This is a genomic window from Leptospira neocaledonica (assembly GCF_002812205.1).
In the GTDB taxonomy this organism is placed as follows: domain Bacteria; phylum Spirochaetota; class Leptospiria; order Leptospirales; family Leptospiraceae; genus Leptospira_B; species Leptospira_B neocaledonica.
The window spans coordinates 390,126-405,849 of the sequence record NZ_NPEA01000003.1 but is presented as its reverse complement, the minus strand read 5'-3'; the positions used below and the strand labels follow the sequence as shown (position 1 = coordinate 405,849).

The following is a 15,724-nucleotide window of genomic DNA, read 5'->3' as shown; positions in this document are numbered from 1 at the left end:
TAAGCCTAATTTTACAGGCACGCGATGAAAATCATACGCAAATTCGGACCAATATTCGGTCTTGTTTTAGCCGCATTCCTTCTGCAATCGGCGCTTATATTCGGTTTGGATTTCAGATCCTTGGATCCGGATCGTACAGTCGTACTTCTCATCAGTTTGCCTTTTACGACTCTGGCCGCCGTTTTTGTTTGGATCTGGTTCAATGAGTTTGGCCCGGCATGGAACTTATCATCCGCACTTTCCAAACTGACGGACCAAGAATATGTAAAATACCTTTCTTCGTTAGATAAATTCAAAAGTGATCTAATTGCAACCAACATCACGGAAAGTGTATGCGATAAAATCCTTAAATTTCTCCCAAGTATCATAAATGCGAGCAGAGCCAAAATTTACTTATGGAGAGAGGATTTAGGAAAATTTTCGCCCTATCCCAGAGAAACAGGAGAAGATCATTTTTATATCTTTGATCCTTTTCTTTTATGGATCACCGAGCACGACAAAATTTTTTATTCTGAAGAATTTGTAGATAACGTAAAACTGCAGCAGATAAAAGAACATGCACTTTCTTTCGCTGCAAAAACAAAGGCAGATCTTCTCGTTCCTTTTATCTTAAACAAAAGTCTCTTAGGGATGCTGGTTCTAGGGCCTAAGAATGATGGAAGAAGGTACAATGCTTCCGAACTAGAAAAACTGAATGAAATGCGATCCGTTTCTGTGATGTCACTTTCCAATTCCATTTTTTACGAAAGACTAATAGAGCTTACCGAAACTCTCGAAGAAAAAGTACGACATAGGACTCAGGAACTCGAGAGTGCACAATCCCAGCTAATCATGTCTGAAAAAATGGCTTCTTTAGGAACCATGGTTGCCGGAATCGCTCATGAAATCAATACCCCGGCCGGAGTGATCAACGGTTCCGCAGATAATTTAGAATCGAATATGAATTATATTGTAAAGAACGTATTCGAAATAGTTAGATTCGCAAGAAACAAAAAATTAAGAAAATCTTTCGAAGTCGCACTTCTTCATATTTTAAGAGACCGGAAAAAAAGCCAGGCAATGGAGTCTAAGGACAAATTCCGGATCAAAAGAGAACTGAAAGAAGAAATGGTCGAAATGGGAATCGAAGTTTCCCTAGCCGGAGAAGTTGCCTCTTTCATTATCGAAAACGATATCATGGAAGTAAGAAAGTATATTTTGGAAATTTTAGCGCAAGGAGCAAAACCGGGATACGAGATGCTCAAACATGCGTCCAACACGAATCGAAATATTAAAAATATCAAATATTCCATTAAAAATATAGTTAGGATCGTAAAGGCTTTAAAATATTATTCTCACCTAGACCAAAGCAAATCTTTTACTAGCGCGGATCTGATAGAAGGTATCGAAAATACTTTGGTAATCATGAACAACCAACTCAAGTACGGAGTGGAAGTGAAGAAGAACTTCTCCACAATTCCTAAGGTAGTATGCAATCCTGATGAACTGAATCAGGTCTGGACTAATTTAATCCAAAATGCGAACCAAGCGATTCGAGGCCAAGGTACGATCGAATTATCAGTGTATTCAATCGGTGATACGGTCACAATAGAAGTACAAGACGACGGCCCAGGAATTGACTCTTCTATTAAGGATAGGATCTGGGATCCATTCTTCACAACAAAGGACCAGGGAGAAGGTTCAGGTCTCGGCCTTGGTATTGTAAAAGGAATCGTGGAAAAGCATAAAGGCAAGATCACAGTGGAATCGGCACCGGGAAAAACAATATTCAAAGTAGAATTGCCACTCCGACCTCCTCAGCCAAACGCAGAGACAAATTTAGAAAAACCTGCTGTATGACTACGAAACCTAAAAAGAAAAAGATAGAACTGAAAGCAGAGAATTTTTACGAACTAGTTTATAAAATCGTAAAGAAAGTCCCAAAAGGAAAAGTAACAAGTTACGGCAGGATTGCGGTTTTGATCGGAAAGCCCAGAGCAGCGAGAGCAGTAGGTTACGCATTAAATGCCTTAAAAAAAGGCCAAGAACAAAAGGTTCCTTGGCAAAGGGTTATCAATAGTATGGGGAAAATTTCTCATAGGGGAGATACTCCTAGAGCAATCCTTCAAAAAAAACTTTTAGAATCCGAAGGTATTAAATTTTCTAGAGAAGAGGTCGTAGATTGGAAACGATTTGGCTGGCCTGATTAATTTATTGTAAGGTTTCCAAATGCAAAAGCCGGTAGTATTAACAATTGCAGGTTCAGACTCCGGTGGCGGGGCAGGGATCCAGGCGGACTTGAAAACTTTCAACTCCACAGGATCTTTCGGGACATCCGTAATCACATGTTTGACAGCTCAGAATCCTGACGGCGTCACAGGTATTTTAGAAGTAGATCCAGACTTTTTAGAAAAGCAACTCCTTGCAGTACTTTCATATTTTCCGGTAAAGGCAATCAAGACAGGAATGTTATTTTCGGAAAGCTTGATCCGGAAAATATCCAAAATCTTAAAAGAATATAGAGCAAAAGGGCAAAACTTCGAATTAATTTTAGATCCTGTGATGGTGGCAACCAGCGGAGCCAAACTTTTGCAAGATGAAGCGATCCAATCTTTAATCTCCGAATTGGTTCCTATGGCGAGCCTCATTACTCCAAATCTAGATGAGGCAAAAATTTTAGGCTCGGGAGAAATTTCCAAAATCGAATCCATGGAACCGGAAGCAATTTCCCTTTCTAAAAAACTAGGTGTACCTGTTTTATTGAAAGGTGGTCATATAAAAAATTCGGAAGAGGCATTGGACATATTAGGACTTCCGAATGGAGAGATCTTTAAATACGCAAAACCTTTTGTACAAGATTTCAACCCTCACGGAACAGGATGCACTTACTCTTCTGCGATCGCTTCGTATCTGGCCCAAGGATTTTCTCTTTCCGAATCTGTTTCAAAGGCGAGGGAATTCCTGCATGCAGCTATCCTACAGTCATTTCCCGCAGGAAAGACAAAGACCTTAAATCATAACCCTAAGATTTAGTTTTTAGGAAGAAGTCCTAATTCTTCCTTGGAAGCTTTTTCTAAAATTTCCAGAGGAAGAGAACCTTTACCCAAAACGAAGCCATGATATTCTTTGATATCGAAAGTTTCTCCTTTAACTGACTTCCAATCTTCTCTCATTTTTAAGAAAGAGATCATTCCAATCTTGTAAGAGCAGGCCTGTCCCGGATAAACTATATATCTTTCAATCTCTGCAGACACTTCTTTAGGAGCCATACCGGTATTGTCGGACATATAACGAATCGCATCTTCTCTGCTCCAACGTTTATAATGAATACCAGTATCAACGACCAAACGAACTGCTCTGAATAATTCTGCCTGCAGTCTCCCTAAATCCACATAAGGGTCAGAGTAAAAATTATAATCTTTTGCAAGTCGTTCCGAATACAATGCCCAGCCCTCTACAAATGCAGTAAAATGTGTGGTTCGTAATTTTCTAGGTGCGGAGGTCAATTCTTGAGACCAAGCAATTTGTAAATGATGTCCCGGAATCGTTTCATGATAAGTTAATGTATTCATGCCAAACTTAGGAATTTCTTTTAAATCACGTAGGTTTGCGTAGAATACACCTGGACGTTTTCCATCCAAACTAGGTTCTTCGTAATAGGCTCCAGGAGCTCCAGCTTCTTTGAATTCAGGAATTCTTTCTACCTGAACTTTTGCTCTTGGCCAAGAAGGAAAAATAGGTTTTGATCTTTCGATCGACTCTTTTAGAATTTCCTTATAGACCTCTATAACTTTCTCTTTCCCTTCCGGAGTGTTAGGAAATTGGAACTCAGGCTTTTCTCTCAACTGCTTCATAGTAGTTTGCAGATTTGAAACTTTGATACCCGAATTTTCCAAAATGGACTTCATCTCTGTTTGGATTCTTGCCACTTCTGAAAGTCCGATAGAATGAACTTCCTCAGGAGAAAGATTAGTAGTAGTATGATATTTTAAAGTATGTTCATAAAACTTTTCACCATTTGGAAGTTTCCAAACTCCAGCTTTATTATCCGCAGATTTAAGTTGCTGTTCTAAAAAATTCTGCAGTTTGGAATAAGCGGGATAAACGGAAGTTTCTATGATCCTTTTTACTTCAGCCAAAGAGGAAGTTTTTTGATCGGAAAGGATCTCATCATTTTTCTCTAATTTTTTGCGAAGACTTACATAAAGAATATTCTCTTCAGGGTTTTTGACTCGGAAATTTTTTAATTCATCCAAAACTCTTCTTAAAATATAATCCGGTGGGATCACTCCGTTGGATTGTCTAATCTCCAAACCTCGGATTACTTGGTCCAATTTGTCGGAAATACCTTTCAGTCTGGAGATATAAGATTCAACATCTTCGTAATCTTCTATCATATGAGAAGTCGCCAAAAAAGAAGGAATATGATTCTGAACCCCGAAGAGTTGATTTACCGGGTAAGAATTATAAATATATTTTTCATAATCGGCTGCAAGTTCCAGATCCCATTCCAGAGCCTTATAATAAATCTTATCTTCTCCGCTTAGCTTGGAAGAATCATAAGTTTTAAGAATTTCCAGATCTCTTTTTGCTTTGTCCGCTCTTTCCATTTCCTTTTCCGGTGAAGAATCGGACCATTTGTAATTATGAGAAGTGATTCCCCAGGAATCCAGAATTCTAAGAGAAGTTAAAGTTTCCGGATCATCCAGAACATTCTCCCAAAAGATTTTTTCATAATATAAACCTAATGTGATCGGCCTGAAATTGATCGTATGCCAAACTAAAATTCCAAGAAAAAGTAAAAGTACACAAATGGCAGATAGAGAAATGATTAGAATCTTCTTCAGCATGGATAATGCTCCGATGTTTAGAAAAGTGGAATGAGAATTTTAGATAAAAATACGAGTATTAGTGTCCAAATCGCGGAAGAAGACGCCGCAAAAGAAAAATGATTTTCCCAATTAAGTAAAGGCACACATACGAATAAGAACATTCCGAAATAGGAAAGATAAGGATTGCGAAGATAGAGAATCTTTTGCCATTCAAAAAAACCTTCTCTAAAATCCTTTGCATCTCCTTTGAATTTATTTAAAAAGATCCATTCCGAAACAAATCCAAATATTGAGAATGCAAAAAAGAAAAAGGAAATTAGAAGCACCCAAGACCAATCCAAGAATGGAATGGGGTAAAGTGCAAATGTGATCGGAAGTGCAAATGAAATCAGAGCGGAAAAAGGAAAAAAGAAGGTTGTACGAAATAATCTACTTTCGGATAAAAATTTAAAAAATGGAATTCTTCCTGGTAGCTGGTAGGAACCGCAAAACAAACATTTTTCCGAATCGGAAAGAATGGAAGAGCCGCAGTTCCTACAATAAAAATTCTTTTTGGAGACCTCGGCTGCTTCCGACACTGAAAACCTCAAACCTTCTTAATTAAACTTTCGATCAAAGCTCTTAAGAACGCCTCTTTAGGAGTTCCACTTTGGATCGGTTTATTATTAATAAATAAACTAGGTGTACTGTGGATCTCTACCTTAGCAGCATCATCCACCTCTTTATTGATCTGATTACGAACTGCAGGAGAAGACAAACAAGCGCGGAACTGATTCATATCCAATCCTTCTTGTTGAGCTAAACTTAATACGGAAGCAGGAGAATGAGCAATACGATTTTCAGTATTTCTATAAAGCCCTTCGTAAACCGCAGGGAATTTATTCTGCTTATCAGCACAAATCGCAGCAGAAGCAGCTACACAGGAACTCGCATCCGGACGAGGAGATTGTACCAATCGGTTACAATTCGCATCGAGTGGGAAATTTTTGTAAACGATCTTTACTAGTCCTGGATAATCTCTCAAAACTCTTTTTAAGATATGAGAAGTATCCATACAATGACCACAATTGAAATCAGCAAACTTTACGATTGTGATAGGAGCATTAGGATCTCCTTGTATAGAAGAGCCTTGTAGATCAATGGAAACCGGTTGCGCTTTTTCGTAATCCGACAATTGTTTTTGGATTTGAGCGACACCTGTATGATCTCCATCTACTAAAGAATCATGGAAGGATTTTCCTCCGATCTGACCGGCCGCTAAAAATAATAAGACAACTATATAAGAATTTAAACCTTCTACTTGTAAGATCCCAAATGCTTTTTTCAAGGACTTGTCCTGATAGTCTTTAATTTGGAAGAAGGTCCCTGCAACCAAGATCAAAGTTGAGATCCAAGTGGCTGCACAGAGTCCACAAATCGCATCTATATAGAAGACGGAAGCGGAAAATAATCCGAGGTCTATCACCAATCCAACTAGCAAAATATAGAAGGAAAGAAGAAGGTATCCTTCTTTGTTTTCAGGACTTTTCTCAGATCGGACAAAAAGATATGTAACAAATCCGTAAAATGCAAATCCGAAAAGTGCAATCGGAAGATCTCCTAACCAAGGAACGTCTCTAAGCGCAGAAATGCTACTTTCGGAAACTTTCGAACAAGAACCTGATTCACTAACTGCATCACAAAGAGATTGTGCAAGTCCGTCTGCAGTTTCTCCGCCGAAATATTTTCGAATCAATAAGAACGAGATAAAAGCCGCGATACCGGAAATTACGGCAAGGATAGAGCTAGGGGACAGTTTTTTCATTCGGGACTCCGATTACAAAATACCTTTATACGTACCTGGAAGGCTAAAGGAAAGAAAAAATATGCGAATCTGTGCTTATTAAAGGGAATTAAAAATTAATCGGAGCCCAGGCTAGTGATAGCTTCGGCCAGATCTATTTTACCTTCGTATAAAGCTTTTCCAGTAATCACACCATACATCGGAACAGAAGTCCCCAATGCGGATAATGCCATGATATCTTTCAAAGAAGAAATACCGCCGGAGGCGATTACTTGAAAATTATATCTGCTTAAAATTTCCTTATATGCGTTAAGGTTTGGACCCGCCAAAGTTCCATCTTGGGCGATATCCGTGAAAATAATATTACGGATCCCTGCTTGTTGCATTTTTTCCAGAAGGTCCATATACTTCACACCCGAGTCTACTTCCCAACCTGCAATTTTGACGATACCGTCTCTGGCATCTACTGCTACAACGATTCTATCTTCTCCGTACTTTTTCAAAGCAAAGTCCAGAAGTTCCGGATTATTAACCGCAGCAGTTCCTAGAATAAAACGATCAATACCTATAGAATCGTAATATTCCAACTTCTCCTTATCTCGGATTCCTCCGCCTAGTTGGATCTTCAGTTTAGAAGATTTACGAATTTTTGAAATAGATTCAGTATTGATTCCGATCTGGTTTCTTGCACCGTTTAAATCCACAAGATGTAAAAGGGTGGCACCGTTTCTTTCGAAACCTTCGGCAAGTTTCCAAGGTTCGGTGGAGTAGATTGTTTTTTCTTCGTATTTACCTTTGAATAATCTGACAGCACAATTATCCAACAAATCGATGGCAGGAATTAAAATCATAAGGACCGAATAAAATTCTCCAGAATCTTTAGACCGAAGGAATAGGATTTTTCAGGATGGAATTGTGTTCCGAAAACGTTTCCTTTTTCGACCACTGCGGGGAACTTCTCCCCATAATAATCGCAAAAGCCAGTGATCGCGGAACTCTCCACTCCAACGGGACGGTAGGAGTGTATAAAATATGCGAAGGATTCGTCTTCCAAATTTTTCAATAAATTGCTTTTAGAAGGATTTCTTTTATATAATTTATTCCAACCAATATGAGGGACCTTATAGTTTTTCCCCTTAAACTTTCGGATCTTACCTTTGACATAAGCCAATCCGGGAACGGTTTGGTTCTTATTTCCCGAAACAACCTCGTCAGAATCTTCGAATAAAATTTGGAAACCGATACAAATCCCGAATAAAGGTTTTTCTGCCTTCACGTGATCATCCACGAAGGTCCTTAAACCGGATTCGTTCAGATTTCTCATTGCCTTATCAAAGTGACCGTCGCCAGGAAGAATGATCGCATCCGCCTCTTTCAAAACAGAAGGTTCCTTCGTATAAGAAAAATCTTTAGTAAAGAGGGAGATCGCTTTTAAGCAGGAGTGAATATTCCCCATTCCATAATCAAGAACGGCTATCATTCCAAAACACCCTTGGTGGAAGGAATTGCGCCGCCAGCAGCTGGATCAATCTCGATCGCCATTCTTAAAGCCTTACCGAAGGCTTTAAAAATAGATTCATGGATATGATGACGATTTTCTCCGTAATGAACATGAACGTGAAGGTTCATCTTTGCATTCAAAGCAAACTTCTGTAGGAATTCCAACGAAAGCTCTGCATCGTAAATTCCAAACTTACCCACGAGTTCCGGGCCGGTGTACTTATAATAATACCTACCACCCAAATCCACGGCAACAGTGGTAAGAACTTCGTCCATAGGAAGAGTATAATGACCGTATCTTCTGATCCCTGCTTTGTCTCCCAATTGTTTGTGAAGAGTCCCACCGAGAAGAATGGCGGTGTCCTCAACGCTATGATGACAATCGATTTCTATGTCGCCTCGCAACCAAAGGTCTATATCCAGAAGACCATGTTTAGAAACATGGGAGAGCATATGCTCGAAGAACGGAATTTGAGTATCGAATTTATAATTTCCCGTGCCCCGAATATTCAGGGAGAGCTTTATGTCGGTCTCCGATGTTTTGCGTTCTTCTTTCATTATATCCTGACCCTACTTTCCTCTTAATTATCGTGTCAATGAATTCCAAAAATAAGCTGACGGAAAGTCCCAAAGACCAAAATTATCCCAAGGGATGGAAATCCCTCCAACCACTAGCCGAAGTGGCGGAATTGGTAGACGCACTGGTTTCAGGTACCAGCGGGTAACACCGTGGGGGTTCGAGTCCCTTCTTCGGCAAAAAATTTTATTCATATCAAATTAAGATTTAAGGGACTCGAAGCGAAAACTTGAAAGCATTCGTAGTGACCCATAGGGAACGTAACGAATGCGTCCGAGACACAGGACGTGTAGAGGCAAGTTTGAGACGCCGTGGAGCCCAATCAAACAGGATGTGAGATTGCGAAACGGCGAGTCCCTTTTGACTAATAAAAAACCTTTTCCTAATCCCCGGAATCAATATTCTTAAGGTTATGATTGTTCTTATCTATTAAAGAATAGCCAGATTAGGTAGCTAACGTTATTCTAATACGATCGAAAAAATGCTCGTACGGGCTAAAACTCTAGTCGATAATGGGCTTGAACCATGGCAACTACTGCTAATCAATCTGAGTTCTCATACTTAGGAAAAGGGATATATTCCGTTTCCGAGGCCTCCCGCTTATCTAATGTTAGCCCACAAAGGATTTTTAGATGGGTTCGAGGATATAATTATGGAAGCGCCCTCTTAAAAATTAGAATGGAACCTATTTGGAATCGTGATTATACTGTAATTGAAAAACATTATTCTCTCAGTTTCCAAGATCTGATTGAGATTAGATTTATTAATGCATTTCGTACCTATGGGATTAGTTGGAGAACGATTAGAGCTGCCGCAATTAGAGCCGCACAAATTTTAGAAATCAGTCACCCTTTCTCGACAAAGCGATTTTACACTGATAGAAAAACAATTCTTCTAAGAGTCGCTAAAGAATCGGAAAATATTGAATTAATTGATCTTGCTGAAAATCAATACGCAATAGATGAGATTTTGACTCCTCACTTGTATGAAGGGTTAGATTTTTCGGAACTTGATGTTGCACAAAGATGGTGGCCGATTGGAAGGCAAAAACATGTAGTAATCGATCCAAATAGAAATTTCGGTAAACCGATAGTAGAGAATTATAATATTCCAACTGAAACTATTTTTTCTTTATATAAAAATAATCCTTCTTCAAAATCTATCGCCGATTGGTTCGAGATCGAAGAAGAATACATTAAACATGCAATAGAATTTGAGAAGAGTATCGCTTAAATTTGAAATTCTTTCTCGATAACAATCTTTCTCCAAAGATCGCTAAAGTTTTAGATATTTTGGATTCAAGCAATTCTGTTATTCATCTCCAAGAAAAGTTTAATAGAGATATTTCAGATATTGATTGGATTAGATCATTAGGACAAGATAAAGATTGGATTGTTCTAACAGCCGATAATAAAATTCTAACAAATCCTCATGAAAAAGCTGCTTGGAAAGAAAGTGGTCTTATAATCTTTGCTTTAAAAAAATCTTGGCTGTCATTAAAACTTTGGGATTTTGCTTCTTCGATCGTCCGAAGATGGCCAGATATAATTAAATCCTCGCAAAAAGCTAGTCCCGCGCAATGTTTTATAGTACCAATTAAAGGTGAGAAAATTCAGCTTTTAAAGTAACTAAGAATGAAAATTTCAAGCACTAATTACCTTTCTATTTCTTTCTTGATCATCTTACTCCACTGTGCAACTCCTCCCAAACGACTCCAGGAATCATATCTACATTATTCGAATTTGACCGAAGCTTGTTTGCTGTTTCTATCATCCGAGAACTCGGTACCGGAAAAAGACAAGGTGCTTGTAGATAGCCTGAAAAAAATCACAGAGCAAGTCGGTAAAGACACCTATCTTACCGGCCAGATCGTGTATGTTCCGGAAGCAGGAGAAGGAAAACATTTCCATTTAAACAAAGAAGGAAATCCTGAATATTATCGGATCAAATACGAGACTTTAGGAGCTAAAGATGGGACGGAGTTCTTTTGTGCGGAAAAAATTCGCATTGATTTGGAGAAGAAGTTTCAGGTAACTTCTGCAAAACTAAAAACGAATCCTTTGGACCTGAAAGCAAGGCAAGAACTGGAAACAAATTTAGAATCTTATTTAAAATTTGCAAATGTATTGCAGGGCAAATCTCAGATTGTGAGAAACTTTTTATTCTTCTCTCTTGGTAAATATATGAAAGGGGACCAAGGCATTCCAGTCTCTCCTTGTGAATTCACTCAAAAAATATTAAATCCACTTACGATCGCTACTTCCGGTTTAACTGATTCCGATTCTAAGCTTGCTTGGGCTGCTAATATCCAAATTTTTACGGCCTATGAGTTGGGATTTACGATGGCTGGGTATTGTAAATAAGCTCTCGACTAACTCTGTTTAGCTCAACTGCAGTTTTGAGATAAAACAATTTCAAATTCTTCTGATTCTTCTTGACCTCACGTAATTCAATGAAATAATCTTGGCCCGACATTTTATGCGGAGAAGTTTATGCGTTCTACGATGATGGATTATCCATTGGTTTTACCTTCCATTTTAAAAAGAGCAAAAGAGGTTCATCCTCATAAAGAAATCGTAACTAAATGGCATGATAATTCCATTCAAAGACTGACTTACGGGGAGTTTTACAAAAGGACGATTCGTTTGATGAGCGCATTACGAAAAGCTGGTGTAAAACCTGGAGACGCGATCGCCACTTTCTGCTTAAACCATTCCGTTCACTTGGAATTGTATTTTGCGATCCCGAGTATTCGCGCGGTTCTTCATACGATCAATATTCGATTATTTCCAGAGCAGCTTACATACATCATCAATGAAGCTAAGGACAAATTTATCTTTGTAGATAAATCCTTAGCCCTCGCGATCGAAAAAAATTTAAGCCAAATCCATGGTGTGCAAAAGTTTATCATCATAGATGATAAAGAAAATGTTCCATTTCCGAATCTTCCCAATGCGATCTCCTATGAGGACTTTTTGAAAACAGGAGACGAGATAGAAAATTTCGAGCCTATAGATGAGTTCGAAGCTGCGGGGATTTGTTATACTTCCGGAACAACTGGAAATCCGAAAGGGGTGGTTTATTCTCATAGATCCACTTACTTACACTCCATGTCTATCTGTATGGGAGATGCATTATGTATACGAGAAGCTGAAACTGTTCTTCCTGTCGTTCCTATGTTCCATGTAAATTCTTGGGGGATACCTTTCGCGTCTGTAATGACCGGATGTAAATTAGTATTTCCCGGAAAACATCTCCTAGGGGCCGGACTAGCAGAGTTATTGGAGTCAGAAGAAGTTACACTGACTGCAGGAGTTCCCACCGTTTGGAATGTTCTCTACCAACACTTAAAGAAAACGAAATATAATCTAAAACTTCATACGATGGTAGTAGGAGGTTCCGCGGCACCCCGCGGTCTGATCGAAGGTTTTGAAAAAGATTTTGGGATCTCCATTCTCCATGCATGGGGAATGACGGAAACTTCTCCCGTTGGTACTGTATCTCATCTTCGCGGTTTTATGAAAGATTGGAATGGCAATAAAAGATATTCTTATAGAGCCAAACAAGGTGTACCCGTTCCGGGAGTGGAGATCCGAGCAATCGATGATAACGGTAAAGATGTTCCTAAAGACGGAAAAACTCCCGGAGAACTTCTAGTAAGAGGACCTTGGATTGCCGCTTCTTATAAGAGCGGAGAATCTTCTGAATCTTTTACTTCCGATGGTTGGTTCCGCACTGGAGATGTAGTCGTTCTAGATGAATTCGGTTACATGCAAATCACAGATCGCAAAAAGGATTTGATCAAGACTAGAGGAGAATGGATCTCTTCCGTCGATATGGAAAATTTAGTCATGGCTGATCCTAACGTATTAGAAGCTGCAGTCGTTGGAAGGAAGGATCCTGTCAGAGACGAGGCTCCGGTTATTTTTGTAGTTCCTGTCGAAGGTAAAGAAGTGGATCCAAAAGGAATTCATGATCGACTTAAGGAAAATTTTGCTCACTGGCAATTACCGAAGCTAGATGATATTCGGTCGGTTTCTGCGATCCCAAAAACCAGTGTAGGTAAGTTTGATAAGAAAATTCTAAGAAAAGAATTAGAAGAATAGACCTCTACTATTCGCATCCAATTTTAGGAGAGTGAGCAAATCTAATGGCACTTTAATCCTAATACTCGGGGCATTAACAGCAATTGCACCTTTTTCGATCGATATGTACCTTCCGGGTATGAATGAGATCGCAAAAGATCTTGGGGCTCCCATCTCAGATGTGCAACTAACGTTAACCAGTTTCTTTTTTGGAATTTCTTTCGGGCAATTATTTTACGGGCCGATCATAGATCGTTTCGGTCGCAAGATTCCTCTTTTAGTAGGTCTGGTTCTATACATTACTAGCTCTTTGGCATGCGGATTTTCGAATTCAGTGAATGTATTAATATTCTTCCGCTTTCTTCAATCCTTAGGAGCTTGCGCAGGAATGGTCATCCCAAGAGCAGTTGTAAGAGACGTGTTCTCTCCTCATGAAGGGGCCAAAGTTTTTTCTCAGATCATTTTAGTGATGGGGATCGCACCGATATTAGCGCCAACTGTAGGAGGACTTCTTCTTCAATTCGCTAGTTGGAATTGGATCTTTTTTACTTTGACCGGAATTTCTTCCTTAATGCTTTTTGGATCGATACTGACTTTTCAAGACAGTAAAGGAGGAGATTCATCGATTTCTCTAAAGATAGCTCCGGTGATCAAAGAATATATTGAAGTATTTTCCAATCCGATCTTCAAAACATATGTGCTTAGTTCGGGATTTTCTGCGGCCGTCATGTTTGCTTATATAGCCGGTTCTCCATTTGTATTTATGGTTTTGAACGGGTTATCCCAAACAGATTACAGTTATCTTTTCGGATTTAATGCTTTCGGCTTGATCCTCTCTAGTCAGATCAATCGAATCCTTCTCAAAAAATTGGAAGCAGCAACTATTGTAAAATACGTTGGCTTTTCTTATCTAATACTTTGCTCCTTACTCGTGATCTTCGAAGTTCTAGGTTTAGGATTTATTCCAATGCTCGTCTTGATTTTCTTCCTTGTGAGCGCGTTCGGGCTAATCGTTCCAAATGCTTCTGCACTTGCGATGGCTCCTTTTTCTAAAAACGCAGGAAGTGCATCCGCTTTGATGGGTGCATTACAGATGGTATTCGGAGCGGTTTCCACAGCAGCAGTTAGCATTCTTCATGACGGAACTGCTTATCCAATGATCACAGTGATGTCCATGTCCGGAGTTATGTCTTTGGCTTGTTTGTTCTTCTTGGGAAAAACCCATAAAAGAATTAAGGAATCTTAATATTTTTATGAGTCAATAGAGAGGGTAAGAATGAAGGACCCGAGAATTCGGGTCTTATCCAAAGATCTGTTTTTTTGTTTAATTGCGGGTATATCGTAACTCGCTGATCAACACTACTTTTGGAGAATGTGGCTCCAGCAAATTATCCGCATAAGAATCCAACAACTTTCCTAATCTATTTATTTGAGGAAAGTCCCGCCCGGAAATCAGGGAGTTTGGAATATGGTCCAAGACCTCAGGATTGGGTCGGGTATTCAAGGCTAGCCTCCGAGTTGGGATAAGGCGAAGAATTGAACCTTCTCCGAACTATGTCAAGCTTATTGGACATAATTCGGGAAGATTCTGAAACCTGCGTAAATTCCTTAGCTTAGGCGATCTAAGCGAAGAATGATGGCTGGCTTCTATTGATTAACAGCTCACTCGTCGGAGCTAATACCTAATTTGGATTCCAGAGCCTTTATTCTTCTGGCCCATTTTTGGAAGTTCACAACGTTTTTGATATTCACTCTGAGTTTTTGGAATTCAGGGAAAGTCAGCCCGTAATCCCAGCCCACATAAATATCAGGCTTAGCAAGAGTGTTTCGGACAGAAGTCCCTCCACCCACGATGGTTCCACTTGGAATGCCGATATGATCCGCAACCCCGCAACCTCCACCGATGGTAACGTTATCTCCTATTGTTGTGGAGCCCGCAATACCTGTGTAACCCGCAATAACTACATTTTTTCCTAATACACAATTATGCCCGATATGAACTAGGTTATCAAATTTACATCCATCTCCAATGATGGTATTTTCCAAACCGCCTCTATCGATTGCACTATTCGAACCCATTTCTACATCGTCTCCAACGATCACTGTCCCGACTTGAGGAATCTTATTGTGTTTTCCGTTTGCAAACACGAATCTGAATCCATCTCCACCTACAGTACAATTTCCGAAAGACCTGAATCTTTTTCCAATGATGACTCCGTGGTGGATCACGTTATTCGGTCCTATATGAGAACCTTCTCCGATTCTTGCTCCTCTTCCAATGCGAACTCCGTCTTCTAAGATAGAGTTATCTCCAATCTCAGCAGCTTCGCCTACGGATACAAAATTCCCTATATAACAATTTTTACCGATTTTCGCTTTAGGATGAACAAATGCATTCGGTTCTACTTTGTTTTCAAAGGTATGTGGAGGATAAATCAGATCCAAAACCTGGGCGAGAATCAGATCCGGTTTATCTACAACCAAACAAGGCACTTCTAATTCTTTTGCGAACTCAGAAGTAGTTAGTACAATACTAGAGGCTGTTTTCTTTGCCTCGTTTAACATCTTCTTATTTGCGAGAAAACTAATACTGTTCGTAACTCCCGGATTCACCGGAGAAACAGATTCCACCTGAACTTTTTTGGGGTCCGCGCAATTTTCTATTTTTGCTCCGGAAATTTTGGAAGCCAGTTCTTCCAAGGTATATCTAGCCATTAAGACCCTCTTTTCTAGTCTTTTAGTATCTGCCAACGTATCCGCAGATCGAATTCGGATCTATCCCAAATTTCGGAATGACACTTGAATAAGCCAACAAATATACAAGAGAGGAAGTTATCCGCAGAATAAAGATAAAGAAGACATAATACGGAAGAATAACCCTACTCCCCTTGGAAATATCCCGTTTGACGAATTAGCTTCCGAAAAAAATCTGTAATACATTAGAAATCGACATCAGGATCCAGCCCGC

General features: G+C 39.4%; 15 protein-coding genes and 1 tRNA gene. 9 read left to right on the top strand and 7 right to left on the bottom strand.

Annotated features, from left to right (window positions below; genetic code table 11):
- Positions 1-24: 24 nt before the first annotated feature.
- Genes CH365_RS06810 through thiD form a run of 3 tightly spaced genes read left to right on the top strand, consistent with a single transcriptional unit; the run spans position 25 to position 3,012 of the window.
- The gene (locus CH365_RS06810) at positions 25-1,839 is read left to right on the top strand and encodes a sensor histidine kinase (protein ID WP_100767823.1); all 1,815 of its coding nucleotides are present in this window, start codon (positions 25-27) and stop codon (positions 1,837-1,839) included.
- On the top strand, positions 1,836-2,189 hold the full coding sequence (locus CH365_RS06805) for an MGMT family protein (RefSeq protein WP_100767822.1): 354 nt from the start codon (positions 1,836-1,838) through the stop codon (positions 2,187-2,189). The genes CH365_RS06810 and CH365_RS06805 overlap by 4 nt, the downstream gene beginning before the upstream one ends.
- Before the next feature lie 19 nt (positions 2,190-2,208).
- The gene (gene thiD / locus CH365_RS06800) at positions 2,209-3,012 is read left to right on the top strand and encodes a bifunctional hydroxymethylpyrimidine kinase/phosphomethylpyrimidine kinase (RefSeq protein WP_100767821.1); all 804 of its coding nucleotides are present in this window, start codon (positions 2,209-2,211) and stop codon (positions 3,010-3,012) included.
- Here the strand turns inward: thiD and CH365_RS06795 are convergent.
- The 6 genes from CH365_RS06795 to hisB form a co-directional block, all read right to left on the bottom strand.
- Positions 3,009-4,844 carry a DUF885 domain-containing protein gene (locus CH365_RS06795; RefSeq protein WP_425268543.1) on the bottom strand — a complete coding sequence of 612 codons (1,836 nt, stop codon included), beginning with the start codon at positions 4,842-4,844 and terminating at the stop codon, positions 3,009-3,011. The two genes, thiD and CH365_RS06795, sit on opposite strands and share 4 nt — an antisense overlap.
- Positions 4,845-4,846: 2 nt before the next feature.
- Complete coding sequence (locus CH365_RS06790) at positions 4,847-5,389, bottom strand: hypothetical protein (RefSeq protein WP_100767819.1); 543 nt, start codon at positions 5,387-5,389, stop codon at positions 4,847-4,849.
- A gap of 8 nt (positions 5,390-5,397) precedes the next feature.
- Positions 5,398-6,615 carry a vitamin K epoxide reductase/DsbA family protein gene (locus CH365_RS06785; RefSeq protein WP_100767818.1) on the bottom strand — a complete coding sequence of 406 codons (1,218 nt, stop codon included), beginning with the start codon at positions 6,613-6,615 and terminating at the stop codon, positions 5,398-5,400.
- Positions 6,616-6,710: 95 nt separating this feature from the next.
- The gene (gene hisA / locus CH365_RS06780) at positions 6,711-7,445 is read right to left on the bottom strand and encodes a 1-(5-phosphoribosyl)-5-[(5-phosphoribosylamino)methylideneamino]imidazole-4-carboxamide isomerase (protein ID WP_100767817.1); all 735 of its coding nucleotides are present in this window, start codon (positions 7,443-7,445) and stop codon (positions 6,711-6,713) included.
- Positions 7,442-8,074 carry an imidazole glycerol phosphate synthase subunit HisH gene (gene hisH / locus CH365_RS06775; RefSeq protein WP_100767816.1) on the bottom strand — a complete coding sequence of 211 codons (633 nt, stop codon included), beginning with the start codon at positions 8,072-8,074 and terminating at the stop codon, positions 7,442-7,444. Before hisH ends, hisA begins: the two co-directional genes overlap by 4 nt.
- A complete protein-coding gene (gene hisB, locus CH365_RS06770; RefSeq protein ID WP_100767815.1) occupies positions 8,071-8,652 on the bottom strand; it encodes an imidazoleglycerol-phosphate dehydratase HisB in 582 nt (193 codons plus the stop codon). Before hisB ends, hisH begins: the two co-directional genes overlap by 4 nt.
- A 116-nt stretch (positions 8,653-8,768) precedes the next feature.
- Between hisB and CH365_RS06765 the strand changes: the two genes are divergently transcribed.
- The 6 genes from CH365_RS06765 to CH365_RS06740 all read left to right on the top strand — a co-directional run bounded on the left by CH365_RS06765 (position 8,769) and on the right by CH365_RS06740 (position 14,002).
- Positions 8,769-8,850: transfer RNA gene (locus CH365_RS06765), tRNA-Leu, on the top strand.
- Positions 8,851-9,196: 346 nt separating this feature from the next.
- Entirely contained in the window at positions 9,197-9,904 is a 708-nt protein-coding gene (locus CH365_RS06760; protein ID WP_100767814.1) for a DUF433 domain-containing protein, read from the top strand.
- 2 nt (positions 9,905-9,906) lie between these two features.
- Positions 9,907-10,299 carry a PIN-like domain-containing protein gene (locus CH365_RS06755; protein ID WP_100767813.1) on the top strand — a complete coding sequence of 131 codons (393 nt, stop codon included), beginning with the start codon at positions 9,907-9,909 and terminating at the stop codon, positions 10,297-10,299.
- 6 nt (positions 10,300-10,305) lie between these two features.
- Positions 10,306-11,034: a hypothetical protein gene (locus tag CH365_RS06750; RefSeq protein WP_244283015.1), complete on the top strand. Its 729-nt coding sequence runs from the start codon at positions 10,306-10,308 to the stop codon at positions 11,032-11,034.
- Positions 11,035-11,163: 129 nt separating this feature from the next.
- Complete coding sequence (locus CH365_RS06745; RefSeq protein WP_100767812.1) at positions 11,164-12,777, top strand: long-chain fatty acid--CoA ligase; 1,614 nt, start codon at positions 11,164-11,166, stop codon at positions 12,775-12,777.
- Positions 12,778-12,808: 31 nt separating this feature from the next.
- Positions 12,809-14,002 (top strand): multidrug effflux MFS transporter, encoded by a 1,194-nt coding sequence (locus CH365_RS06740; protein ID WP_279627748.1) that lies wholly within the window; start codon positions 12,809-12,811, stop codon positions 14,000-14,002.
- Between the two features lie 416 nt (positions 14,003-14,418).
- Here CH365_RS06740 and lpxD read toward each other — a convergent pair whose 3' ends face one another.
- A complete protein-coding gene (gene lpxD / locus CH365_RS06735; RefSeq protein ID WP_100767884.1) occupies positions 14,419-15,471 on the bottom strand; it encodes a UDP-3-O-(3-hydroxymyristoyl)glucosamine N-acyltransferase in 1,053 nt (350 codons plus the stop codon).
- Positions 15,472-15,724 lie beyond the last annotated feature (253 nt).